We start from the raw sequence: 24,863 nt of genomic DNA on the forward strand, positions 1-24,863 counted from the left end.
TCAATCCTCATGCAAGAATAAGGCCAATATACTTATTGTATACAAGCGTCGAAACTGGCGCGTTATGGGGAATGAACAATGACGGGTTTTGTGTTTTTCGGTGGCCAGATTCTGGATGTTGACGACGGTATACTCAAGTCGGGGCTTGAGGTACTGGTCGAAGGTGACCGCATTATAAGGGTTAGCGACCAGCGTATCGATGCTCCAGACGCGCAGAGAATTGACCTTGCCGGTCGAACATTGATGCCGGGGCTTGTCGATGCACACGTCCACGTGGCAGCGACGCTTGTCGATCTTGCTGAAAATGCCGCTTTGCCGACATCTCTCATAGCTCTGCGTAGCACCAAGATCATGCGCGATATGCTGATGCGAGGGTTCACAACCCTTCGAGATTTGGCTGGCGCCGATCTTGGTTTGAAGCTTGCTGTCGACGAAGGGGCAGTTGAAGCCCCTCGCCTGATTATCTGTGGTAAGGCGTTGAGTCAGACGGTCGGCCATGGTGATTACCGTAAGCGTTACGACAATCGACCCTTGCATGAAGCCCGATTGGGAAGTCTGGGACGCATTGCCGATGGCGTCGATGAAGTCCGCCGCGCGACACGCGAAGAAATCAAGAATGGTGCTCAATTCATCAAGATCATGGCCAACGGCGGCGTTGCCTCGCCAAATGATCCCATCCACGTATTGCAATATTCACGCGAAGAAATTTGCGCCATTGTGGAAGAAGCCGAGAATTACGGACTTTACGTTGCAGCTCACACATATTCAGACGCTTCCATTCGCCGTGCGGTTGAATGCGGGGTTAAATCGCTTGAACATTGCAATCTCATAACTCCCGAGACTGCGCGACTGGCCGCAGAAGCTGGCGCAATTGCTTGTCCAACACTGGTTGCTTATGAAGGGCTGGCTTTGGAAGGAGCAAGCTTTGGTTTAAGTGCGGATTCTCAATCAAAAATTGATACAGTGCGCCGTGGTGGGCTGGAGTCGTTGGCTATTATGCGTGATGCCGGTCTTCCAATGGCATTCGGATCAGATCTGCTCGGGCAGCTTCACAAATATCAGTCAATGGAGTTTTCATTACGCGCAAGCGTTTTAACGAACAGCGAAGTGCTGCATTCCGCGACGAGAGTTTCAGCAAAGCTATGCGGAATGGAAAATCAGATAGGGGTAATTGCACCAGGTGCCTATGCCGACCTTCTGATTGTGGATGGCAACCCATTAGAAGATATCACCACACTGGAACGTCACGACGAGTGTTTTACTGCCATTATGAAGGGCGGCGTCTTTCATAAAAACATGATAGCGGAGTAGGTCACATGGTCCGAGGCAATTCTCTTACAGAGCGCCTGGGACGACTGGGAGCAGCTACAATGATTGCATTCAGCCTTGTGCTGATGCTCCTGCCCCTTGTGCTTGTGTTCTGGCTGTCAGTGATCTCAAATGAGATATTGTCGTTGCCGGTCGAAGGCTATTCACTCCACTGGTTTTCGGAAGCCTTTCGTCAACCTCAATTTCTGAGTGGATTCCTACTTTCTATAGCTGTCGCAAGCTTTGCGATGCTGGCCGGTCTTCTGGTTTCTGTTCCAGCAGCAATGGTGATTGTGCGACGGAGTTTCCGCGGTCGAAGTGCTTTGATCCAGCTTTTGATGTCACCTCTTACGGTGCCAGCAATCGTCATTGGTGCCGCGCTGTACGTGACCGTTGTTGAAATCGAAATTGCGTCTGGCGCACCAATCGTGGGTTCAACAGGTGTGTTTGTGGCAGGGCATGTCTTGCTGACAATTCCTTGGTGTATCCGCTTACTTCTTGCTTCGCTTGAAGGTGTAAATATGTCGGTTGAGGAGGCCGCAGCTTCACTCGGAGCTCAGCCAGCGACAGTTGTTTGGCTCATAACTTTACCGCTTATTAAACCAGGGATTTTCGCAGCCGCTGTGTTCTCCTTCGTCGTCAGTTTCGGCAATCTGGAGGTCTCGATTTTCCTGTCTAGCCCGGGACAGGTAACGCTTCCAGTCGCGATGATGCAGTATTTGGAATGGAAAATTGATCCAACAATCGCAGCCGTTTCTGTTCTGCAAGTGCTTTTTGTGGCGCTGATGCTGATGATTTCAAATCGCTTTGTAAATATTTCGAGGATGGTCTGATGGTTGGTGTACAAATTCAGGGACTGACCAAAACCTACGGGGCTTTCCGGGCCGTATCCGACATGACGCTTGACGTTCATGAGGGTGAGTTCCTTATCTTTTTGGGACCATCAGGCTGCGGTAAGACGACAACTTTGCGCATGCTGGCTGGCTTTATCGAACCAGATGCCGGAACCATGCGTCTAGGAAGCAGGGAAATCACTTACGAGCCTCCGTATCGCCGCAATATCGGTCTGGTATTTCAGAATTATGCACTTTTCCCGCATCTAAGCATTTTCGAGAATGTTGCCTTTGGCCTTCGCCGCAGAAGAGTAGCGGAACCAGAACTGAAAAACCGCGTACGGCACGCTCTCGAACTTGTAGATCTCGCGCACTTGATGGACCGCTTGCCCAAACAGTTATCCGGTGGCCAGCAACAACGTGTCGCCATTGCTCGCGCTATAGCAATTCGGCCCGATATGCTGCTTCTCGACGAGCCTTTATCCAATCTGGATGCACGTTTACGTCTGCAAGTCCGGGATGAGCTTCGTAGCCTGCAAAAAACTCTTGGTATTACAACAATTATGGTCACTCACGATCAGGAAGAGGCCATGTCGGTTGGCGACCGGTTGGTACTGATGCGTTCGGGGGTGATTGAACAGATCGGCAGTGCGGAACAGTTGTATAAGCAGCCCTCAAACCGCTTTGTCGCTGATTTTATTGGTCGTGCAAATTTTCTAACCGGACAAGCAACGGACAGTGGAAGTTTTACGACTAATGGAGGTGTGCGATTTCATGCTGCTCTTAATTCCAAGACGGCAACCGAGGTGCTTATCCGACCAGAGGCACTCCGTCTGAGCAAAGCGCCCTTACCTTCCGCACAAAATAGTCAGACCGTCATAATCAAAAAGCATGTGTTCTTAGGGGGCATGGTCGAAATTGATCTCGTGCTTCCCGACGGTCAGCATTTGACAGCTGTTGCTTCGCCTCGCGAACTCAATGAGGCCAATGTCAACCTCGTTCCTGAAAACTCGATAACAATTAGCATCGCGCCGGAGGACGTCGTGTTGCTTTAGTCATTCATTCCCGAACGAGGCAGTAGACCTCCGGGAACGGTCAAACAACGATTACAAGGGGAATTAACATGACCAAAATAAGCAGACGCACTTTTGGAATTCTTTCTGGAAGCCTCATGGCCTCCACGATGCTGCCCTCTTTTGCCAAAGCCGCAGGACGGCTTGTCGTTGGCACTTGGGGTGGTGACTATCAGAATCTGCAACAAATCAATATTGCGGATGGCAATCTGAAGGGCAGTGGAACCCAGGTTATATATGATCCTGCCACTGACACAGTGCGTAGAGCAAAGCTTTTGGCAGAACGGCGCTTGCCGCGCGGATCTATGGATATTGCCTGCCTTACCCGGCAGGGCAGCTTTGAAATGTTCCAGAACGGACTGACTGAAGAGCTGGATGAAACGAAAGTACCCAACCTAAGTAAGGTTCTACCTTTCATTCGCACAAACTACTCCATCCCGCATATCTACACTGGTCGTGTCATTCTTTACAATCCAAAGCAAGTCAGTCCCGCACCGACGTCTTACGCTGACTTGTGGGACCCCAAGTATGCCGGGCGTGTGGGTGTAATCGATCTTCAGTATCAGACAACAATAGAATCTGCTGCGATGATTGCTGGCGGCGGTCCTTCGGATTACGAGCCGGGAAAGACCAAACTACTGGAGTTGAAAAAGCAGGGCGTTAAGATCTACCCAACCAATGAAGCCCTCGCACAAGCGCTTAAGTCCGGTGAAATCGTGATGTGCATTATGTGGAATGCTCGCGGTTACATGTGGAAAAAGGCGGGTATCGATATCGAAATTGCCATTCCGAAAGAAGGCATTGGACTTTACCTCTCAGATATGAGTGTGCCTAAAAACGCACCTAATAAGGAAGCGGCATACCAGTATTTGAACGCGATGCTTGAACAGGTGCCCCAGACAGCATTTGCTGAGCAGATGGGTTATGCGCCGACCAACTCCGAAGTGAAGTTGCCAGCGGAACTTGCATCAGCCGTAGATTACACATCGGAGCAACGCGAGCAATTTGTGCTACCCGATCTGGAGTATGTCGCAAAAGCGGATTCAGATCTGCAAAACTGGTGGAACAAAGAGTTTAAGGCGTGATTATTGCAACAACCTGTCTGGCTTAACCAGACAGGTACAATTCTAAATTTCTCGGTGTAGTCATGCAAAAAAAATCTTTTCCCGCCGCCGCACTTCTCATGCCTGCGACGGGGTTGGTCCTCGTATTCATGGCTCTGCCGCTGCTGTACTTGTTGAGCTATAGTTTTAATGATTTTGTGCCTGGCGAGTTTGTGGCGCAAGGCTTTACTTTAGCAAACTTTGCGACATTCTTTACCGACCCCTACTACCTAAATGGCATGGGTACGACTCTGCTCATGGCAGCGTCAGTTACCGCAGTCTGCGTCGTACTAAGTTTACCACTGGCCGACTGGATTTCGCGCCAGAGTGGTAGCCTCAAAACTTTGCTTTTAATGGCAGTTATCCTACCACTCTTTATTTCTAACGCTGTTCGCGCTGCGGGCTGGATGGTGGCTTTCGGTCAGACCGGCGTGTTGAATTTTCTGCTTATGAAAATTGGGGTTATTTCCACACCACTGACGATCATGCAGACACCGACTGCCGTATTTATCGGTATCACCGCAGTCAATCTTCCCTATGTCGTTCTAACACTGCAAAGTGTCTTTGAGGGGTTAGACGAGAATATTGATTTCGCATCAGCCAGTCTCGGTGCCTCGCCATTCCAAAGCTTCATGCTTGTACGCCTACCACAGATCATGCCGGGCCTTCTCGCAGCTTCGGTTTTATCGTTCATTCTAACCATGAATGCATATGCCACGCCGGTACTTCTTGGTGGTCCATCTTTCCGTATGATGGCACCAATGATTGTGACTGAAATACTGAACAAAGCAAACTGGCCGCTCGGCGCTGCGCTCGCCCTCATTCTGCTGACCGTAACGGTCACAATATCAGTGCTCGCCGGGCTCTTTATTCGTAGGAGATATTAATGGTGGCCGAAACTTTGTTGAGTTTTGAAACGTTGCAACCGAGAACTTAGTCAGTTACTGAAAGGATACGTTGAGATCGATGTAAATCGACGCTCCAATCCGCCATGTTTCATTCTGAATTTACTAAACTGAACTCGAAATAGTATAATTTTGAGTGGAACTTTTAACATATGGTAAAATCGATTTTTGCTATATGTAATATCACAAATATTCTCAACTCTCTGAACGAGAGCCTGAAGATGATAGAAAATCATACCGAGGCAATAAAAGATGGATTGCCTCTCTGCCAAAAAAGGAGCCTTCGTTGAAGATGCTCTCTTCTTTTTCCAACATGGTTCGTTGATACAGAAATGTAGTAACGTTGACACGTTTTGGAGAGTTTTTAAGTCGCACCCTACATCTGCCATTCGAAATCGAGACACTATTCATTTTGTAGATGCTGGCCATCCGAGCGATCATCCTGCATTTATATCCCCCCATACCAATCATATCCGTAATCTTCCCAGTAGCCCCCTCTCCCGCCCTGTATGTTTGCAAAGCCGGATACAAGTTCTATTGATTTTATATATTTACTCATCTTGTAACCAAGTTGCCTTTCGACCCGTAAACGGAGAGGTGCACCATTCTCAACCGGCAACGCGCGATCATTAAGGCCATAGGCCAATATTGTCTGCGGATGACGTGCATCAATCAGATCTATACTGCCATAAAACAAAGCTGGGCCTTTCGCAGTGTCCACGGCATCGAAGCAATGAAAGACGACATAACGTGCAGACGCTGTCGGACGGACAATCTCAAGAATTTGCCTCAAAGGAACCCCAGTCCATTTTGCAACCGTACTCCAACCTTCGACACAGTCATGGCGGGTAATCTGCGTGCGTTGAGGCATGTTGCGCAATTGCTCCAGCGAGATACTCGCAGGGGTCTCCACAAGGCCATGCACTTGCAGGTGATAATTGGCAAAATCTCGTATTCGAAGGGCAACGTATTCTTCTGTTTCCGGGTCAGTTTCACCGTTCGGCTTTTGACCCTGGCGTATTTCGCTTTCGCTATATTCTCTTGCCAAAGCATCACGACCTTGCAACCTGCGCTGCACTACGTAGGTCAAATCGTTCGCCTTTTGGAGTACGCGCCGGGTGGTGTCTTCGCTTTCGCCAACAAAGTCAAAAGCATCGCAGCCGCTAAGTAGAATGGATGACGCGGCAGCCCCTGTGAAACCGAGGAAGTGCCGTCTGGATAGTTGCAATCTGGTCATGATGACTTTTCCGTTTTATCTTCGGCGTTATCAACGCGATACCAACCGGAAATCATCGACCGCAATTCGTTGATCGGCCCCGCAGCAAACACCATTACGATATGGACCAGGAAGAACAGCGCCAGCGATAATGCAGCTATGAAATGAAGCGCACGCGCAGTCTGACGTCCACCGAGCCACTCGGTCAATGGGAGAATGGCATCCATACCCGGAGACATCGCCAAACCTGTGAGCGCGATCAGCGGAAACAGTCCGAAGAAAACAATACAATAGGTCAGCTTTTGCAACGGGTTGTAGGATTTTCTATGCTCAAAGCGAAACTTCAGGTGATCGATCAGATCGCCCGGTAAACGCTGGATATCTGAAGCAGATGGCAGAATATCTTTCTTCAGATGTCCATTAAGAATACTACCCACAAGCCACAATGCTAGGGTAGCCACAAAAAGCCATGCAAAAAAGAAATGAACTATGCGTCCTGTGGCAAGATCACGGTAAGACGGAATGGTCAGTGCTGGCGGAAAGGCCTGATAATGCAGTGCATCCGCTGTGCCCGTTACACCCAGAATGCCCGTCGTGACGATAGTCTTCCCCAGAATGTCAACCCGGCCTTCTGGACCCTTTTCACCATCGACAGAATAAATAGCAAGGTCTGCGTTATCGTAACTGAAGCCAGATTCATTACCGAGATAGAGCGTGGGATGCGCATTAAATATTTGCAATCCCGACAGAAGCAGAAAAAATAGGCTTGCGGCCCAGATCCAGTGTGTGAGGCGTGTCAGTAAACGCTGACGATGTACGAGCTGACCCATAGCATTGCGCTCCAAAGAAACGCCCGCCAGCCTGAGGGAAGACCGGCGGGCAAATGGCAATTACTGCGGCTTCTTCATGGCGTCGGATTTCATGGCATCCGTCTTCATTCCGTCGTTTTTCATTGCCTTGTCGCCATGCTTCTTCATCTTCTTGGCATCTTTTTGCATTGCATCTCCTTTCATCGCGTCCTTCTTGCCCATGGAATCTTTTTTCATGGTGTCCGTTTTCATCGTGTCAGACTTCATGGCATCGGGCTTCATCGCGTCTTGCGCGAAAGATGCTGGCGTGAAAGAAAGGCCTGCAAGCAGGGCAAGCGCCGCAAGGACAACGATGTTCTGTTTGATGGTCATAACGATACTCCTGTTGATCTCAGCGCCAGTGGCGCGTGACAAGAAGGGTTTCGTTGGACGGAGGAAAATGGTTACATCAATCACGCCGATGTGATCATCTGGCCGGGTTGTGTAACCTTTTCCGTTTCTTTCACGAATATGCAGTGGGTGGGAGTTTCAAACTGACTTATTCGAACGAAGAGAGGTTGAAGAGCCTGATGTTACTGGCGTTGGATGGAAATGAAGCTGCCTACCGGGCACTACTTGGCGAATTATCGCGCCTGCTCACGTCACACTTCCAACGACGCCTTTTCAGCAGTGCGGCAGAAGCGGAGGATCTCATGCAGGAAACACTGCTTGCGATCCACACTCGCCGCATAACCTATGATCGCAATATGCCATTCATGCCTTGGGTCAGCGCCATCGCTCGTTACAAACTGTTCGACCATCTGCGCCGACAAGGGCGGCGCCCCACAACAGCACTTGATGAGGACGTTCCGTTTGTCGACGAAGCCGATGCCACAGATGCCCGCATGGATGTTGACAGGATGTTGAGCGACATACCGGAACGCACAGCCGGACTGATCCGCAGCGTGAAAATCGAGGGGCAATCGATTGACGATGCTGCGCGTACCAGCGGTATGAGCCAAAGCGCTGTCAAAGTGGCCATTCATCGTGGCCTTGTCGCGCTTGCCCAAAAGTTCGGGGGTAAATAGAATGACTGATGATCTGATTAATCGACTGGCTGTTGACGTAAAACCCGTTTCGGCTGATGCCATGCGTTGGCTGTTTCTGCGCCATGCTACAGGCGGGATAGTTGCGGGGCTGACCATCATGCTTCTGTTTCTGGGCGTGCGTCACGATCTATCTGTGGCTATAACAACCGCTGCATTCTGGACCAAGCTTTTCTACGCGATATTTCTGCTTCTGATTTTGGTTCCCGCAGTTTTTACCCTGTCCCAACCGATCCGGGCTAAGCTACACTGGCTGCCCGTGGTCATTCTTCTTGTCTGCCTGATGGGCGCCGCACTGTACCAGTGGGAAAGTGCCGCACCCGAACAAAGGGATGTGTTGCTTTGGGGGCGCACGGCGCTCGTTTGTCCATGGCTGATCGTTGTCATATCCCTGCCGATGCTAACATCACTTCTTGCTGCCATGCGTAGACTAGCTCCGGCCAATCCGGCGCTCGCGGGTCTTGCTGCGGGCATCGTAGCGGGCGGCAGCGGTGTTCTTGTCTATTCACTTCACTGTCCCGAAGCAGGTATTCCGTTTATTGCTGCCTGGTATACGCTCGGCATCGCTATTACTGGGCTTCTTGGCCTAATAGGCGGACGCGTTTGGTTGCACTGGTAATACGTACCAACCACCATTCAGAGATCGTTATTTGACATTCATCTTGTTCAAATCCAATAGCTTATTAGTCAATTGCTGTGTTTTTATTCTGTGTTCGCTAAAAAGAGATAATACTATTATAGTTATTGAAATAACCTTTGGGCGTGTTCACAGATACGATCTTGATTTGCACAGCCACCTGCATTGTGCTCCTGTTGTTAGGCATAATAGCCATAACGCTCGGTTCTGAACTGACAAGAAGACCACTGACATCAGCCGGTTCATCAAGGCGCGGGCTTTTGCATCAGATAATCTGCTATCACCTGATAGGCTGGTAACGACGTTGGATCATTATACGCGTTGCCCGCCTTTGGATGCGAGGCAAAACGAGCAATCACCATTTCGGCTTTGGGATCAATATAGAGTGCCTGCCCATGCACTCCCCGCGCCATAAAAGCCCCATCCGCATTATGGGAAACCCACCACATACCGCGATAGCTCCAACCTGACAGCAGCTTGTATCCAGCTTTTTCAAATGCCTTCTTATCGCCGCCGCCCCTGATGCTGGCAATAGCCGCAGCAGGTATAAGACGCTCGCCGTCGATCACACCATCATTGAGCAGGAGCTGTCCCAAACGAGCCATATCGCGTAACCCGGCGTTGAAACCACCGCCAGCAAAAGGAGTACCGACTGAATCGACCGTATAATATGCATCCTGCTCAGTGGCCAATTTGCTCCATATACGTTCTGACAATAGGGTTGCTACAGATCTCCCGGTAACACGCGCGATAATCCAGCCAAGCGCGTCAGAATTAATCGTCCGATAGCCAAACGCATCTCCGTGCTCGCCCTGCTTACGGACAGTCTTCAAATAGTCGAAATAGGTACGCGGTCCGGTGTAATTATCAGGCTTCGGCAAAGGATTGCCGGCAGCTGAATATATCCAGACATCGGCGTTCGGATCGCTATAATCTTCGCTGTAATCCAAACCCGTGGTCATATCCAGGACTTGCCGAACAGTCGCATCTCCGAATGCACTTTTTGCAAGCTCTGGCACAAGGCTGCTAACTTGGGCTGTTTCGTCGAGCGTCCCATCTGCGACCAGCATCTCACCCAGCAAACCAGTAATCGATTTGGTTACGGACATGGCTCCATGCTGGCCCGCAACATCCAGACATCCCGAATAACGCTCATACACTACTACTCCTTTATGCAGAACAACGATCCCATCGGTGTAATTCGCATCAAATGACTGCGCCCACGTCATTGTTTTATCACTGCCCAAAGGGCTGAAAGTCACAGCATCAATCGCCGGGTCAGGTTGTTGTGCCAAAGGACCAGGTGAGCCAATGCCGCGGCTCACATTCATTGTCGGCATTAACTGACGAAAGTGGCAGACGGTCCAACGCAATTTCGGGAAACTGAAGTAATCAGGATCGGAAAAACGGATAATTTTATCCTCTGCAGGAGGCGATCCTTCCATCCAGCCAAGTACACGGGGATCAGATGTTTTAGCTGACATAGCATCTGTCTCCTGTGACAAGGCCATCTGAGAAAAACCGGCCAGCATTCCCGCAGCCAAAAGTAGGACTTGTGAGGCATGTTTGACCACCGATCGGCCCATATTATTTGAAAGGCACCGCGAACTAGTAGTTGACGACAACATTTGCAAATCCTCCAGTCCAAATTGGTGCTTTAGCATCGATCATTGAATCAATGCCTGCGCCGGGAAATGACGCACTGACCCCAACCGTAAGATAAGTGTTGGCATTAATGGTACGATTATATTCCAGAAACACATCATCTGACAGATGATAGCTACTTACTCCGGCGATAGGGTTCGGCACACCGTCATTTGTTTCAACGCGCGTACCTTGTCCGAACTGGATCGGACTATGCAGCTGGTTCGCGCGTATATGAGAATAGCGCAGGGTAAAAGCATCACGTTTGGTCGGCGTCACCCGCAAGCTGACCAAAAAGGCATTCACATTGGAGTTGATAAAAACCATCGACGATTTTGACCCGGTCGACCATGAGCTGGGATTACCTTCATAGAACAATGGATCAAACCGCTCCAGTTTTTCGGTATCAGGATTATCGCCGGAAAAAGTCTGATATGCGAATGCCAAAGCGGGCGACCATGGCAGGTCGGTGAAATTATAACCGACATAAACGCGACCCGCCCAAGCGGAAAGATTGATCCGGTCGTTCCATTCGTATGCAAACTCGCCACCGGCAATCAGGTTATCAAATGTGTTGGGCAACGGCTTGCCAATCGCGTAAGCATTGATAAAGTTTAGCCCATCACGGCCATCGGGTAGAATTTCTGGCGCCCCAATTCCATTGGGAGCAGCTTTGGGGTATGGGGAGTTTGAGTGCAGAACATGTCCGTACGTGATGCCAGCAAAACTGCCTTGTTCCCAATTGTAGCGCAGCTCCGAGCCGGCAAGCTGCGTATTGCTGCTGCTACTCGGTAATTCATTCGGCTGCAGATAAAACGCAGTTACATCGACATCGTCATAACTGAATTTACCTATAGCGGCTGACTTCCACGCCTTACGCGGACCGAATTTCAATGCACCACGTTCAAAACCACTATTGCCACCATTGGCGATCAACATACCGGTTCCAATTTTATATTCGCGCGGACCGAACGACACATCGAATGAGCTCCGGCTGCTCATTTGCTGACGCCATCCAAGATGCGCTTCTTCCAATGTAATTTCGCCGGTGTTGCCAGTGTCATAGGCATCAATGCCAAGCGTTCCGGATGCAACGAATGACGCCTTACCGTAAAGGCGACGATCTTCGTCAAAGTCTTTGCTGAAACTAATACCGGGCTTAATGTATCCCTCAAGCCATTGCTTTTGTGGATTAAAATCGGCATCAGGTGCAAATCTGTCGGCGAAATTCCAGAACAAATTCCGCTCGACGACGGCGTTTAACCCTGCCTGCAAATGCGTGCGAATCTTTAAACCTTCCGCATCATAAAGCACCATGCGATCATCGGCTTTAGCCGAAACAAACATGCTATTGGAAAGAAGGAGCGCACTTCCATAGAAAAGCGCTGACATCTTGAAGAAGTATTTATTACAAGAAATTGTATTCCTCTGAGACGCGCTGTCCGCAATCAAAACAGCAGAGGTGTCGGATCCTTTCCGTTCCAAACCAATGCTACCATCTGACCATCCAAACCAATTCATAAGAATGCCAACGCTGTATGATGCAGAATATTTTCAAAACTAATACAAGCGCACGCTAACAGAATTAGTTTCGTTTTGAACTCAAAATTATCAACGATTGCTATTCACACACCGGTCGGCGTATCAAAAGCCAACAAAGCCTTATCGTTGCCCGATGATCGTTCAGTGGCAGATTATTTCGAACCTAAGCATCATCCAGGAGCTAAAATTGAGAGATCGTACATTTTTCTTTTGGGTAGCTGTCTTCGCTTTAGTCTTAGGTGGATTTAACTTACTGCTAAATCCACCCCCACCTGCAACTTCCTCAATCGGTGGAGGCGGATACGATCTGTCCAAGCCAGTCTACACATTGTTGCTTCTGGCGTTTTTGGTTTTGTGGACTCTGACCACGACAGTCATCGGCTTGACCAATAAAAAACGCCAGCTTTCGCGACGTGCTTATCTACTTGCATCTATTGGCGCTTTGACCACAGTAGTGTCGTTTCTAATTTATGGCCAGAATATACATTAAAGAACTTTCAGCAAAAATACGAAGCTTTTTGCGTTACATAATGCTTAAAAACAAATAGTTATGTCGAAACCAACGAACAAATTTAACTGGGTTTGCTCTAACGGTACCATTCTAAATTCGCATCTTTTTGAGACGTAACTCACCGCCTTCATTTCACGGACAACCAAATAAATTGGTGTCCATGAAACAGTCCGCCCACTGAGATGGAAGTGTCGCTCATCTCGTTTTAGAAATTCCGTATTTGCTTTCGGAGTTCTTTGGTAAAGCGATCAATATCGACTTTACTTGTTTCTCTTGTTTTCGACACTTCTGAGATAGAGCTCTCACTCTCCTCAAGCATCGTGAGATATTTGGCTTTCAGGTCGCTATTCTCAGGCACGGCCGCGATGTTTTCGCGAATACGTCCCTGCTCACCTTGGAGATCCTGCAGTTTCTCCTCAGACCTTTGAAGTTCGAGCTGCTTGTCGATTTGCTGTTGCCGTACTTTTGCAAGCTGGCTGAATTTTTCCGCAACACCCTTATCAGAGGCGGAGGACGACCAACTTAAAAGCGCAGTCGGATCGACATCGATGAGTCCGAAACTTTCGCTGCGAAGCTGTTCATCCACAGCGACAACCGATTGTTCTTCCCCAGCTTTGACAGAGGCTTTCAACCGGTGGTGGGAAACTGTCTTGCCGTCGTCGGCCTGAGAGGAAAATGACCAACCCACCCGAACAGGGTGTTCAAGAATAACCGTCCTGTCAGCATCAAGAGCACCCGATATACGATACGTCGTAGTTTCACGCATTTTTTCCGAAATGCGAACGATGCCATCCACGACTTTGATATCGGTGATCTGTCTCGTTGGTTCCTGTTCCTGAGTAATCGTCACCTTACGATCTGTCGCGAAAGCAGCAATTCTCGTATCATCCTTTGGAAGGTTCAATAGCTGGGCATCTCCAACATAACCGGCACCACTGTCGTAAACAGTCAGGATACCGCCCGGCATGCTGTTGCCTGTAGAATTTTTCAGCATAATCGCGGCAACCGGATGGATGTTGCTGCTACCGTTTCGATAGATTGAGATCATTTCCGCGTCAATCTGCGCATCAGCGATCGGCACAGACAAGCTATCACCATTGGTCAGACTAAATGTGCCCGGAAGCGTAAAACTTGCGCTGGTGTCATTCTCAGAGGCGGCAGCAACGGCGCCACTCGGATTTGCAGTCGCTGAACCACCTCCGTAGCCACTAATGGCCGGCGCAGGGGCACGCATCACATCGGCCATTTGTTCATCACTCTCGAAGACTGCGGCCTTCTCACTCGCGGCGGGGCGGACTCTCACTCTATTCGCCAGATTTCCGGTATCCGCCTCGACAACATTATTAGTCGCCGTGTCTACGATTACCTCGGCCCTATCCTTCCAATAGATCTGGTGCAGGCGCTGCTTCAGGGTAACAGGATCAGCAGACGTAAGCGTCAGCTTGACGTCTTTCCAATCTTCGCCGCTTGCATTTTCAACAACAGCCCAGGCCTGAAGTCGGGCTTTGCCATTTGGCTCCGTTAAAATCCGATAAGCCGTCTTCCAGATGGGCGCTGCAACGACATAAGCCAACCGGGAATCCGTCGCCGCAAGATCGCCGACTGTTATGCGAATGACACGAGCACTATCGTTGCTCCCGCGCCCTAAGGCTGTTGTGGCATTTGTAAGCTTTAGTTTCATCTCGGCGTCATCGACACTTAGCGACGTGTCTTCGCCAAGTTTGATGGTCTGGATCTGCCCATCCTGATCAAGCACGGTCAGCACATGAAACTTTGCGTCGTCGGATTTGACCACAGCTTCAACGCCCAGGACTTTACCCTTCACGGTTTTTCCAACACTCGAAACTGTAACCGACGTTCCCGGTATCGAAGACAAGAAAGCAGACATTGAGGACAGGCTTGATGGTGAAAATGGAAGTTGTCGGAAAGTCTCCTCAAGCGGATTTGGGCCAGCGAGAGAAATGCTCTTTATCGCACCCTTCCCACCTTTGAGGACAAGGCTTTTGAGTACATCATCGACCTGATTGAGAGGAACTTCGATCTCGACAATTCCATCGTTGGAAACTGTAGGCTTTCTGGATATTTCTGCCACGCCACCAGAAGACAACGTAATTGCGTCGATGGTGCCTGAGCTTGAAGCCAGAACCGTTGAAGAGAGCAAGGTAACGGCTAACGAGGTGAGCGTGATAAGCTTTATCATAAGAATCTCCAGTCAAATGAAGGGCTTTGTGAGCCAACTCTCCGATCCTTATAAGCCAGTTATGGATTTTGTGCGGTGAGATTTAGACAAGAAAGTTTGTTTTTTTGACTTCTTTTTTGTTAAAATAGAAAAGCCGCGAAAGAAAAACTTTCGCGGCTTTTAAAAGAAACTCAGTTTTAGCGTGCAGCAGGCAACATGGCCTCTGCTTTAGATATACCCGCAAGTTGGAAGGCGAAAGAGAGATCGCGCCCATCGCGCGCCTTAAAGGCGGCGGTCATCACCTTGCCACCGCGCAATGCCTTGAGCCAAGCGGCATCCACCTTGGCGTCTGCATAGCATCCACCTCCATCGCAGCTTTGCCATATCAGAGTGCCTACCTGCTTGTCATCGATCAGCACCTTTACGGGCTCTGGCAAGCTCACCCCATATGGTAATGTGAAGGCGGCAGTCGTTTCGGATTTACCGGCAACGCGATTGATCGAAGCGGTTGCCACGCGCTGGCTTTGATTGCCCTGCCGCAGAACGATGCTTTGCGAAACCTCGCATAGCAACTGTTCTGTCTGCAGCTGATTGGAGCAAGTGGTCAGCCACAGTGGTGCTGCAGGTGCACCGTTCTGTTCTGTCTGTTGGGTGCCATCGGCACTAGCCGCCTGATCTTGCGCGAAAGCGACGGAGCCGCTCGCAAGTGATGCGACCAACGTAATGATAGTTGTGATCTGTCGGATCATAGCGTTTTTTCTCTCATTCCCATTTTAAAAACGTAATCCCAGATTGACCGTCGCTGTATGGCCAACGGTCTTTTCACTCCACTGCCCCTGATAACCAACAGTCAAACGGGTTGTTTTGGCTGTGTCATAGAAGGTCAGGCCAGTATCCAAACGCCCCGTCACATCACCGAACTGGCTATAGTTACGGAAGGTACCATCTGTGGCACTCGCGCCAGCGAAAGTTGCATTGATGTAGACATCGTCCTTGTTAGCAAAGCTGACTTCGCCACGCAGATAGGCTTGCATCATAAGCGAGCTGGTGATTGCTGTTTCGACACCTACTTCAAGTGATGGGGTTGCGGAAAGAACCCACTGACCCGTGCTATCGAGTTGCAGTCCGTAGGCACTGTTACTCTCCGTTGCGCTCCCAGAATAGAGATAGCTTGCATCGAAATCCACCGCTGGACGAAGATAGACCGCACCATCTGTTGGCTGATAACGATAGGCCGTTCCTATCCGGAAATTGGCCTGACTGATCCGCTGTTTGACGGTCGCGGTACCGCCGATGACCGGATCACCGCCCGGCAATGTGCCGTAGATATCGATCAGTCGCGTACTGTCATATCGGGCTGTTCCGCCATTGAGAATGCCATAGAGTTCCCATGGTCCCTTATATTTCGCAAGCGACACACCGAGCAAAGCCCTTTGACCTTCAGATGAGAACCGATCACCACTGCTCAGGCTGAAATCTTCGAGGCCCGTTCCGATACCCAGATAAAGGTCTTCTGCCACAGGCATTCGCACACCCGCATAAACGCCGGAGCTTTGTGTTTCAAAGCTGCGATTCTGGAAGGAAGGATCACGATCCAGTCGGCCAGTGCTTGCACTCATCCAGTAACAGTTTTTGCTATCACCCATACGCGCCGCGAAATTGTCATAGCCACAGTCGGCCATTGTCCGCGCAAAACGATATCCCGATTGCAGGGCATCGACCTGAGTCGTTGCATAATCCTGCGAACTGAGATTATCGATCGCATTGAGGACTTCGCCACTCGTTTGCATGTTGGCAATCAATGCGAACATTGGCCCCATCGCGACCGATCCCTGCCCGGAAAGCACGCGCGCTGCATGTTCGGCTGTCAGGGTCTGATTACGGTTCATACCGATCATACGGAAATCGGCATGCGGAATGAGATCAATTGATGATCCGTCACCTGTCGGGCCATTCAATCCGATTTCATAGCTCATCACAGCCGTGCCCACGACGGTCGTGCCGTTATCTGCAGTTGCACCGCTGGCATTCACTAGTACCAAGGGCTGCAAGCGATCAAGCTGGTGCAGCACAGGAATGACCGTTCCCGCAATTGTGGCATTGCCCGTGACATTGATCAGATCGCTATTACCGCCCGAGACCGTATCCTGACGGAAATAGACATCCGCAGTATAGGTTGCATTATTGGTAAAGCTCAGCGATCCGGTCAAAGCTGTCGTCTGGCTGACGTTCTGCGTGACCGCAAATTCTGAACCAGCCATACGCGCACTTAGGGCCGTATTGGGTGTGTAATAAGCCACGCCACCGAGATAAAGATTTCCGTCGATACGCAGTTGCCCGGAGGCACCGAGATTAACCTCATTTTGCGCATAGAACGAAGCACCTTGCGTCACTGTCATCGAATTGACGCCGCCGCCAAGATCGATATTGCCAACGGCGCGTCCGTTCAGCGTAACCTGATCAGAACCGTCGCTACCGCTGATGATACGGTTATTGAGTGCCATCAGGAAGCTGTCTGAAGACAATGCCAACGTATTGGCCGTTCCTCCGTCGATCATGACAGCCGCAGTTTCCACCATTGCTTCATTGCTTGGTTGGCCCTTGCTGCCACCGATGATCACGCCGTCGAGCGCCACATCAATCGTACCGGCACCATCTTTGCCTTCAGACTGGGCAAGAACTGCAATGCCGCGTTCACCGAGGGACAAGATGTTGCCAGTCAGATCAAGTGTTATGCTGCCGCCCTGACCGCTACCGCCAGCACTGCCGTGGAACAGACCATCCACACTACCGCCGCCGCCGCCGAGACTTTGTGCGAGGATGCCGATCGAGTCCGCACCCGTGACAACAAGGTTGCCCTGATTGGTGAAATCGATTGCGCCGCCACTACCGGCATTGTCACCAGAAAGTAGAAGCTCGATGCTTGTCTTGGCCAAGTTTGTACCAATAAGACCACCACCTCCACCGATACTTTGCAGGACAAAACCATGGGAACGAGCACCTGTCGTGCTGATATCGCCGCTGTTGTCGACCAGAATGTCACCGCCGTCACCCGTCGACCCATCCCTTGCCCCAAGTGTCAGCTGTGCATGATCGATGCCTGTGAGATAGGCTTCGCCACCACCCGCACCAATGGACTGAACAATCTGCCCGCTTGCATTGTCTCCCCGTGTAGAAACCGTGCCGTTAAGGGCCAGTTCAATTGCGCCACCATTGTTGCGCATTGATGGATCTGCACCGAGCGTAACGATTGCATTGCGTTGACCGGAACCTTCGCTGCGATCAGCGCCAGAAACAACCAACCGCCCACCGCCGCCGCCGATAGACTGAGCCAGTCCGCCGCCAGACAGATTACCGAAGGTGGACACATTGCCTTTGCGGCTTGCGATCACATCACCACCGGAAGAATCATCGGTGTTAATCGCACCAAGCATGGCATTCAATGTGAAGTCACCGGCGATGCTGGACGCCATCGTAGTTGTCGAAAGACCGCCACCGCCACCGATGCTCTGCATGAGCATACCTGCAGAGCGATCCGATGTCGTTACAATATCGCCCTGGTGGGACTGACTGATTGTGGCACCGTTGTTGCCATCCACATCATTACCACCAAGTGACAGGCTGCTCGTCAGAGAAGCCGCAGCAGCACCGGCTGTCGCTCCTTCGGACGCCGTGGCAAAATCAAGGAACGTATCAACGTTGCCGCCGCCGCCATTAACAGACTGACTAAAGATCGCCTGGCTGCCTGCACCGGTGACGATGATATCACCGCTGCTGTTTACAGTAACCTCCCCTGCCGATCCTTTGGTGCCTGTACGAGCACCAAGTGATGTCGAGATGATATAGTCCGCTGCCATGACAGCAGGCGTGGAGATGGAGAGTGCTGCATTGCCTCCGCCACCGCCGACCGACTGTGCGAAAATACCATAGCTGTTTTCACCACTGACTCGGATAGTCCCGCTATGATTGACGGTAACATCTCCGCCATCAGCCCCATCACCACCAGCTCCACCAATTGCGATCTTGGAGTAGGATTGACCTCTGGCCTGATTGACCAGATCGTTAAGCGACAATGCCACTGCCATGCCGCCATTGCCGCCGCCGCCACCGACTGACTGAGCCAAAACGCCATAGGATTGTGATCCCGACACGTTGATTTCACCTGTGTTGGTGACGATAACAGTTCCCGCTGCATTTCCGCTGCCACCTGATCCGCCAATATTCAACGCCATTGACGGATTGGTTTCGGCACCTTTTTGCAAAGCGAGACTACCGGTAATGGAATAACCACCATTACCGCCACCACCGCCGATGGATTGGGCAAGAATGCCATGAGCTTTATCGCCGCGTGTCACGATCAAACCGTCATTGACGACATCGACTGCACCACCCGTGCCACCATCTGAACCGGAACCACCAATCCCCAATTGCAAGCCCTGTTCGCTATTGGCTGTGCTTGAAGGCTTGGTCACCGTAACTGAAAGAACTTCGCCACCGTTACCGCCGCCGCCGCCAATGGATTGCGCGAAAATTCCGTGGCTTTCGTCACCATCAGTGATGATCCTTGCCCCGGTCGAATTCTTGACATCGACTTTGCCGGCAGCTCCACCGCTGCCGCCTGAACCACTAATGAGCAAAGCGTTACGTGTGCTGTTATCGGCATCACTTCCGGCTACGATATTGCGCACATGTTGTGCATCGCCGCCACCGCCGCCAACAGCCTGCGCAAATATGCCAGCAGCCTTTTGGCCCTCAGTGCCGATATCGCTGGTGTTGATAACACTGACATTGCCTGAAACAGCGCCTGTTCCACCGTTTCCACCGATAGAAAGCGTGGATGTGCTGGCAATGGTCGAGCGAAGGTTGACAATTGTGTTTTCAACCAATCCACCCTTGCCGCCACCACCGCCAACCGATTGAGCCATGATGCCATGAGCGCCATCACCCAGTGTCGTCAAAACACCGCCATTGGCAACAGTCACGTCATCAGACGCCATGCCATCGCCGCCCGTCCCACCGATATTGATCGACGTTGTCGTACCGATTTCAGTGCCTTTTACAGTGTTCTTCAGAATGCTGAGTATGGAGGTGCCGGCCTTGGCGTAACCTGCAGTACCGCCCGCACCACCGATTGACTGAGCGAGAATACCAATGGAACTGGCACCGTCTGTAGCAATCCGCGCCTTACTAGTAACATCTACATTGCCAGATGTGCCACCTGTCCCACCATTACCACCGACATTGATCGAGTACGAAGTTGCCTTGCCAGCCGAACCCGTCGCACCACCGCCAGTACCACCACCGCCGCCGACGGACTGGGCAAAAATACCATGAGACTCTTCACCAAGTGTGTAGATAAGACCGTCAGCATTAACTGCAACATTGCCGGATGTTCCACCCTGTCCGCCTTCCAAGCCAATACTCGCTGAGAAGCTGTTACCAGTCTTATCGCCATCTTTAGGCGTCGTAACGGAAACAGAGGTCGACGACGAATTGCCACCACCGTTGCCGATAGACTGTGCGAATAGCCCATGCGAGCGGTCGCCCTGTGTAAGCACTATGCTATCGCTGGTGATCTTTACATCGCCTGATGACCCGCCCGTTCCACCTGTGCGTCCGATTGTGATGCCGATATTGCCATCCTCACCGCCAGCTGTAAGCATATTGTAACCAGCATTACCGCCACCACCGCCAACTGACTGTGCGAAGACGCCGTGCGAACCGTCGCCTTGTGTATAAATGATGCCAGAATTGTTCACGGCGACATCGCCACCTGTACCACCGGCACCAGTGCCACCACCGATAGCGATACCAAAGCCCCTGTTTTTCGAAGCGTCACCAGTTTCAAACACCATGCCAGCGTTGAAAGCAGCATTGCCACCGCCGCCGCCAATCGATTGCGCGAAGACGCCGTGGCTGTCTTTTTGAAGTGTTACAATATCACCAAAATGTTCGACGTTAACTTCCCCACCGTTTCCGGCATTGCCTGCCGACCCACCGACGGCAATAACTGCTGAGTTGACCGTCTTTTTGCTACCGCTACCGCCGCTTCCTGTCGTGGCATCCGCAGTATCGATCTTGTCGGTGATGCCTGAGAGGGCAGACGATTCCACACCGTCGTTGACCGTTTCCTTCCGATCCCCTTCAGAACCGCTATTGCTACCAGATCCCGTGGTCTTGCTAACGCCTAAAACCGCATTGATGCCAGCATCGCCGCCGCCGCCGCCGATGCTGCTTGCTTCAATACCGTGTGCGCCAGATCCATCAGTGATGATGAGGCCAGCTGACTCTAGCGCTGTCCCGCGCGAAACGCTGACATTGCCTGCATGGCCGCCATTGCTGCCAGTGCCGCCAATACCGATACCAACCGGCGAGCTGTCTTTGGTTGCTACGGCGGTCACATTGATACCGCCCGTGCCGCCGCCGCCGCCAACCGATTGAGCGAAAATGCCGCGTGAATGATAGCCCTTAGTCGAGATATCGCCATCTGATGTCACGTCGACATTGCCAGCATTTGCCCCTGTTCCTCCGTCGCCGCCAAGGCCTGCAACAATACTGAGATCTGTCGCGCCACCTGAACTATTGGAGCTGCCCCAATTCAACTGACCGCTGACATTGAGCGCGCCATTACCGCCGCCGCCTGCAATGGATTGAGCAAGAATACCGTGTTTCCAATTACCTTCGACCTCTATCGTTCCCGCGTGATCGACCGTCACATCGCCTGACACATTGCCCGCACCGCCTGAGCCACCGACACCGAAAGTGATGGACGGGATCTTGCCGTCCTTACTGATGGCAACGCCGCCAGACACATTCAGACCGCCATTACCGCCACCACCGCCAATCGACTGTGCTAAAAGACCGGCCGCCCCCTTGGTATCAGGTAAGGTTTCATCGCTTTTGAAGAGTCCAAGATCAACGAAAAGAGATTTCAGGCCGAACGACCCAACCAGACCTTCCGTCGTATCGACAATCGAGTTACCGACCACACTACGCAGTTTGGTCTCGAAACTCTGATCGCTTGGTTCACCAAAATCGGCAGGATCTGTCGTAACTCTGATATCAGCACGCGCGGTCACTTTTACATCGTCAGCGGAACCGGCATTGCCGCCCATGCCGCCGATACCAACGATCAGCGAAGTGTCTGAAACAATGCCACCACTAACATTCATGCCGCCATTACCACCGCCGCCGCCAACCGACTGCGCCAGAATGCCGGATCGACCGCTGCCGTGGGACAAAATTGTGCTGCCTGCACCGATATTGACATCCACTGTGCTGGCATTGCCGCCAGTGCCGCCGAAACCGCCGATGCCGATTAGAACGCCATAGGACTTGCTCGCGTCAGGCTGGCCTTCGCCCGGCTTGCCACTGATCGCAACCCCGCCACTGACATTCAGTCCTCCCTGGCCACCACCGCCACCAATCGATTGCGCGACCACGCCGTCTGCACCCTGCGTTTCATTAAACGTAACGCTACCATCGCTGTTGATGGTGCGCGGCAGCGTAGTCAACAAACCAGTATAGGAAAGATCAACCGCACCGGCATCGCCACCACCGCCACCAAAGCCACCCACACCCGCCGAGACGGAAAAAATCGTGCTCGAGCCTGATGGTTTGGTCAAAGCCAGCGAACCGGAAATATTGGTGCCGCCGACACCACCGCCGCCGCCAAGGCTTTGCGCCAGAAGGCCCGTGGAACGGTCACCGAATGTGTTGACGGTTCCAATCACATCAAGCCCAACCGAACCTGCATCGCCGCCTGCGCCACCAAAACCACCAACGCCAAGCGCTACAGCAGCGCCCGATTGGCCAGTCAAGCTAACCGCACCAGCGACATTGATACCACCAGTACCACCACCACCGCCAACCGATTGCGCCATGACAGCGATGCTTTCATCGCCAATGGTCGTGATGTTGTCATAGGTGTTTGTGACACGCACTTTGCTCGTCACATTGCCGCCGTTACCGCCGCCGCCGCCGAATCCGCCGAGTCCAAGCGATGCAGCACCGCCGTTCTGCTGACTTAGATTAAGCGTTCCGGCCACGGTCATGCCGCCATTGCCGCCGCCTCCGCCCAAACTTTGTGTAACAATGGCCGAGCTTCTGTCGCCAAAAGTCAACACGCCACCGGTGACGTCTGAAGCTGTCAATGCACCTGCATCGGCACCGCCACCGCCAAAACCACCGACGCCAAGGGCCACGGCAGCACTTGTTTGCCGAGACAGAGAAACAGCCCCACTGACATTCAAACCGCCATTGCCGCCGCCACCACCAAGGCTCTGGCTGAGAATACCAATGGAATCTACGCCATGGGTTTCCACATAGCCAATCACGGTCTGATCGACAGATCCAGCAACGCCGCCGTTTCCACCGAAGCCACCGATGCCGAATCCGAGGGCACCGGAGAACTGTGGTGCCACTGAAAGCCCGCCGGAAATGTTGATGCCACCATTACCGCCGCCGCCGCCAAGGCTTTGAGCAACAATACCCGAAGAACGGTCGCCAGATGTAACAACGATGCCGTCATACTTGCCGGTCACATCACCTGCAAAACCACCATCACCGCCGAAACCACCGACACCGACAGCCGCAACACCCGACCCATTACCAGAGATGCTGAGCGTGCCGCTGACATTGATGCCACCATTGCCTCCGCCACCTCCGACTGACTGCACAAGAACACCAGTCGCATCTGCGCCCTGTGTCGTGACATTGCCTGTAAGATCGTTACTTGCAGTAGAGGCACTGCCACCGGAGCCGCCAAAACCGCCAATACCCAGACCGACAGCCCCGCTATTTTGTGCAGCAAGGCTCACGGCACCCGTTACATTGATACCACCATTGCCACCACCGCCGCCAAGCGACTGCACAATTACACCGCCGGAACGATCACCCTTGGTAAAGATGTCGCCGGTCATATTGTTTGAAGCAGATGCACCTGTTCCGCCTGAACCGCCGGAACCACCGATACCGACGCTGGCTGCACCGGAGCCGTTGCCAGATGCACTAACCACGCCGGAAATATTGATGGCACCATTGCCGCCACCGCCGCCAGCAGACTGAACAACAACACCGCTCGCATCATCGCCGGATGTCTGGACATTACCATCAATGGTGCTATCGGCGGCACCTGCGTTGCCACCATCGCCACCGCTGCCACCAATTCCGACCGAGACGCCACCTGAACCTGTTCCGGCAACGGTGACCGTGCCCGATACATTCATGCCGCCGTTGCCGCCGCCACCGCCCAAGGATTGGACGACAACGGCAGAAGAACTGTCACCTTCAGTGATTACATCACCGGTTAGAACAGAAGTCGCTGCGCCCGAAGCGCCGCCTGAACCGCCTGAGCCGCCAAGCCCCACCGCAGCACCACCTGAGCCTGTTCCAGCAACCGCAACGGTCGCTGATATATTCATGCCACCATTACCACCGCCGCCGCCAAGCGACTGCACGAGAAGGCCTGTAGACTGATCACCAAGCGTGGCCAAATTGCCGGTCACATGACTGTCGACCTCGCCACCTGTGCCGCCCGCGCCACTGCTTCCACCAAGCCCGACACTTACAGCTCCAGAACCAGTACCTGCACCGCTTCCTGCTGCTGTCACATTGAAGCCGCCATTACCGCCGCCGCCGCCAATGGACTGAGCCACGACGGCCGACGACTGCGCGCCTCGTGTAAGGACATCATTTTTGACGGTCAAATCGACTTCACCGCCATTGCCACCACCAGCACCGCTGCCACCAAGGCCAACCGAGATTGCACCCGATCCGGTCCCGGCGCCTGACAGCGACGGAGTGATATTGAAACCACCGTTACCGCCACCACCGCCAATCGACTGAGCGAGAACGCCAGTAGATGCTGCGCCACGTGTTTCGATATTAGCATTGGTCTTTGCAATAACAATGGAACCATCGCCACCACCTGAACCGCTACCGCCAAGGCCGACGCTGACCGAGCCAGCACCGACGCCAGCTGCCGAAACACCGGCACTGACATTAAAGCCGCCATTAC

At 52.2% G+C, this 24,863-nt stretch carries 15 protein-coding genes; 7 read left to right on the forward strand and 8 right to left on the reverse strand.

Annotated elements, in window-relative coordinates; translation table 11 throughout:
* Positions 1-78: 78 nt before the first annotated feature.
* The 5 genes from QBD00_RS14305 to QBD00_RS14325 all read left to right on the forward strand — a co-directional run bounded on the left by QBD00_RS14305 (position 79) and on the right by QBD00_RS14325 (position 5,204).
* Positions 79-1,311 carry a metal-dependent hydrolase family protein gene (locus QBD00_RS14305; RefSeq protein WP_191792664.1) on the forward strand — a complete coding sequence of 411 codons (1,233 nt, stop codon included), beginning with the start codon at positions 79-81 and terminating at the stop codon, positions 1,309-1,311.
* 59 nt (positions 1,312-1,370) lie between these two features.
* The gene (locus QBD00_RS14310) at positions 1,371-2,141 is read left to right on the forward strand and encodes an ABC transporter permease (protein ID WP_191792663.1); all 771 of its coding nucleotides are present in this window, start codon (positions 1,371-1,373) and stop codon (positions 2,139-2,141) included.
* On the forward strand, positions 2,141-3,196 hold the full coding sequence (locus tag QBD00_RS14315; protein WP_318579822.1) for an ABC transporter ATP-binding protein: 1,056 nt from the start codon (positions 2,141-2,143) through the stop codon (positions 3,194-3,196). The genes QBD00_RS14310 and QBD00_RS14315 overlap by 1 nt, the downstream gene beginning before the upstream one ends.
* A gap of 68 nt (positions 3,197-3,264) precedes the next feature.
* Positions 3,265-4,299: an ABC transporter substrate-binding protein gene (locus tag QBD00_RS14320; RefSeq protein WP_151091676.1), complete on the forward strand. Its 1,035-nt coding sequence runs from the start codon at positions 3,265-3,267 to the stop codon at positions 4,297-4,299.
* Between the two features lie 62 nt (positions 4,300-4,361).
* Positions 4,362-5,204 carry an ABC transporter permease gene (locus tag QBD00_RS14325; protein WP_318285319.1) on the forward strand — a complete coding sequence of 281 codons (843 nt, stop codon included), beginning with the start codon at positions 4,362-4,364 and terminating at the stop codon, positions 5,202-5,204.
* 466 nt (positions 5,205-5,670) lie between these two features.
* On the opposite strand, the gene QBD00_RS14330 is transcribed toward QBD00_RS14325, so the two are convergent.
* The 3 genes from QBD00_RS14330 to QBD00_RS14340 are packed head-to-tail and all read right to left on the reverse strand — an operon-like array spanning position 5,671 to position 7,619.
* Positions 5,671-6,459 carry a molybdopterin-binding protein gene (locus QBD00_RS14330; RefSeq protein WP_318579823.1) on the reverse strand — a complete coding sequence of 263 codons (789 nt, stop codon included), beginning with the start codon at positions 6,457-6,459 and terminating at the stop codon, positions 5,671-5,673.
* Positions 6,456-7,268 (reverse strand): cytochrome b/b6 domain-containing protein, encoded by an 813-nt coding sequence (locus QBD00_RS14335; protein WP_318579824.1) that lies wholly within the window; start codon positions 7,266-7,268, stop codon positions 6,456-6,458. Before QBD00_RS14335 ends, QBD00_RS14330 begins: the two co-directional genes overlap by 4 nt.
* A gap of 60 nt (positions 7,269-7,328) precedes the next feature.
* Complete coding sequence (locus QBD00_RS14340) at positions 7,329-7,619, reverse strand: pentapeptide MXKDX repeat protein (protein ID WP_151091679.1); 291 nt, start codon at positions 7,617-7,619, stop codon at positions 7,329-7,331.
* Positions 7,620-7,816: 197 nt separating this feature from the next.
* Between QBD00_RS14340 and QBD00_RS14345 the strand changes: the two genes are divergently transcribed.
* Together QBD00_RS14345 and QBD00_RS14350 are read left to right on the forward strand one after the other, a co-directional pair.
* Positions 7,817-8,314: a sigma-70 family RNA polymerase sigma factor gene (locus tag QBD00_RS14345; RefSeq protein ID WP_235901747.1), complete on the forward strand. Its 498-nt coding sequence runs from the start codon at positions 7,817-7,819 to the stop codon at positions 8,312-8,314.
* 1 nt (position 8,315) lies between these two features.
* Positions 8,316-8,951 carry an NrsF family protein gene (locus QBD00_RS14350; RefSeq protein WP_264234159.1) on the forward strand — a complete coding sequence of 212 codons (636 nt, stop codon included), beginning with the start codon at positions 8,316-8,318 and terminating at the stop codon, positions 8,949-8,951.
* Between the two features lie 263 nt (positions 8,952-9,214).
* Here QBD00_RS14350 and QBD00_RS14355 read toward each other — a convergent pair whose 3' ends face one another.
* The 5 genes from QBD00_RS14355 to QBD00_RS14375 form a co-directional block, all read right to left on the reverse strand.
* Entirely contained in the window at positions 9,215-10,501 is a 1,287-nt protein-coding gene (locus QBD00_RS14355; RefSeq protein ID WP_318579825.1) for a serine hydrolase, read from the reverse strand.
* A gap of 76 nt (positions 10,502-10,577) precedes the next feature.
* Positions 10,578-12,134: an alginate export family protein gene (locus tag QBD00_RS14360; protein ID WP_318579826.1), complete on the reverse strand. Its 1,557-nt coding sequence runs from the start codon at positions 12,132-12,134 to the stop codon at positions 10,578-10,580.
* A 737-nt stretch (positions 12,135-12,871) separates the two neighbouring features.
* Positions 12,872-14,866 carry a DUF4139 domain-containing protein gene (locus tag QBD00_RS14365; RefSeq protein WP_318579827.1) on the reverse strand — a complete coding sequence of 665 codons (1,995 nt, stop codon included), beginning with the start codon at positions 14,864-14,866 and terminating at the stop codon, positions 12,872-12,874.
* 176 nt (positions 14,867-15,042) lie between these two features.
* Complete coding sequence (locus QBD00_RS14370; protein WP_318579828.1) at positions 15,043-15,594, reverse strand: invasion associated locus B family protein; 552 nt, start codon at positions 15,592-15,594, stop codon at positions 15,043-15,045.
* Between the two features lie 24 nt (positions 15,595-15,618).
* Positions 15,619-24,552: an autotransporter outer membrane beta-barrel domain-containing protein gene (locus QBD00_RS14375; protein WP_318579829.1), complete on the reverse strand. Its 8,934-nt coding sequence runs from the start codon at positions 24,550-24,552 to the stop codon at positions 15,619-15,621.
* Positions 24,553-24,863: the final 311 nt, after the last annotated feature.

It is taken from the genome of Ochrobactrum sp. AN78 (assembly GCF_029909885.1).
Classification (GTDB): Bacteria; Pseudomonadota; Alphaproteobacteria; order Rhizobiales; family Rhizobiaceae; genus Brucella; species Brucella quorumnocens.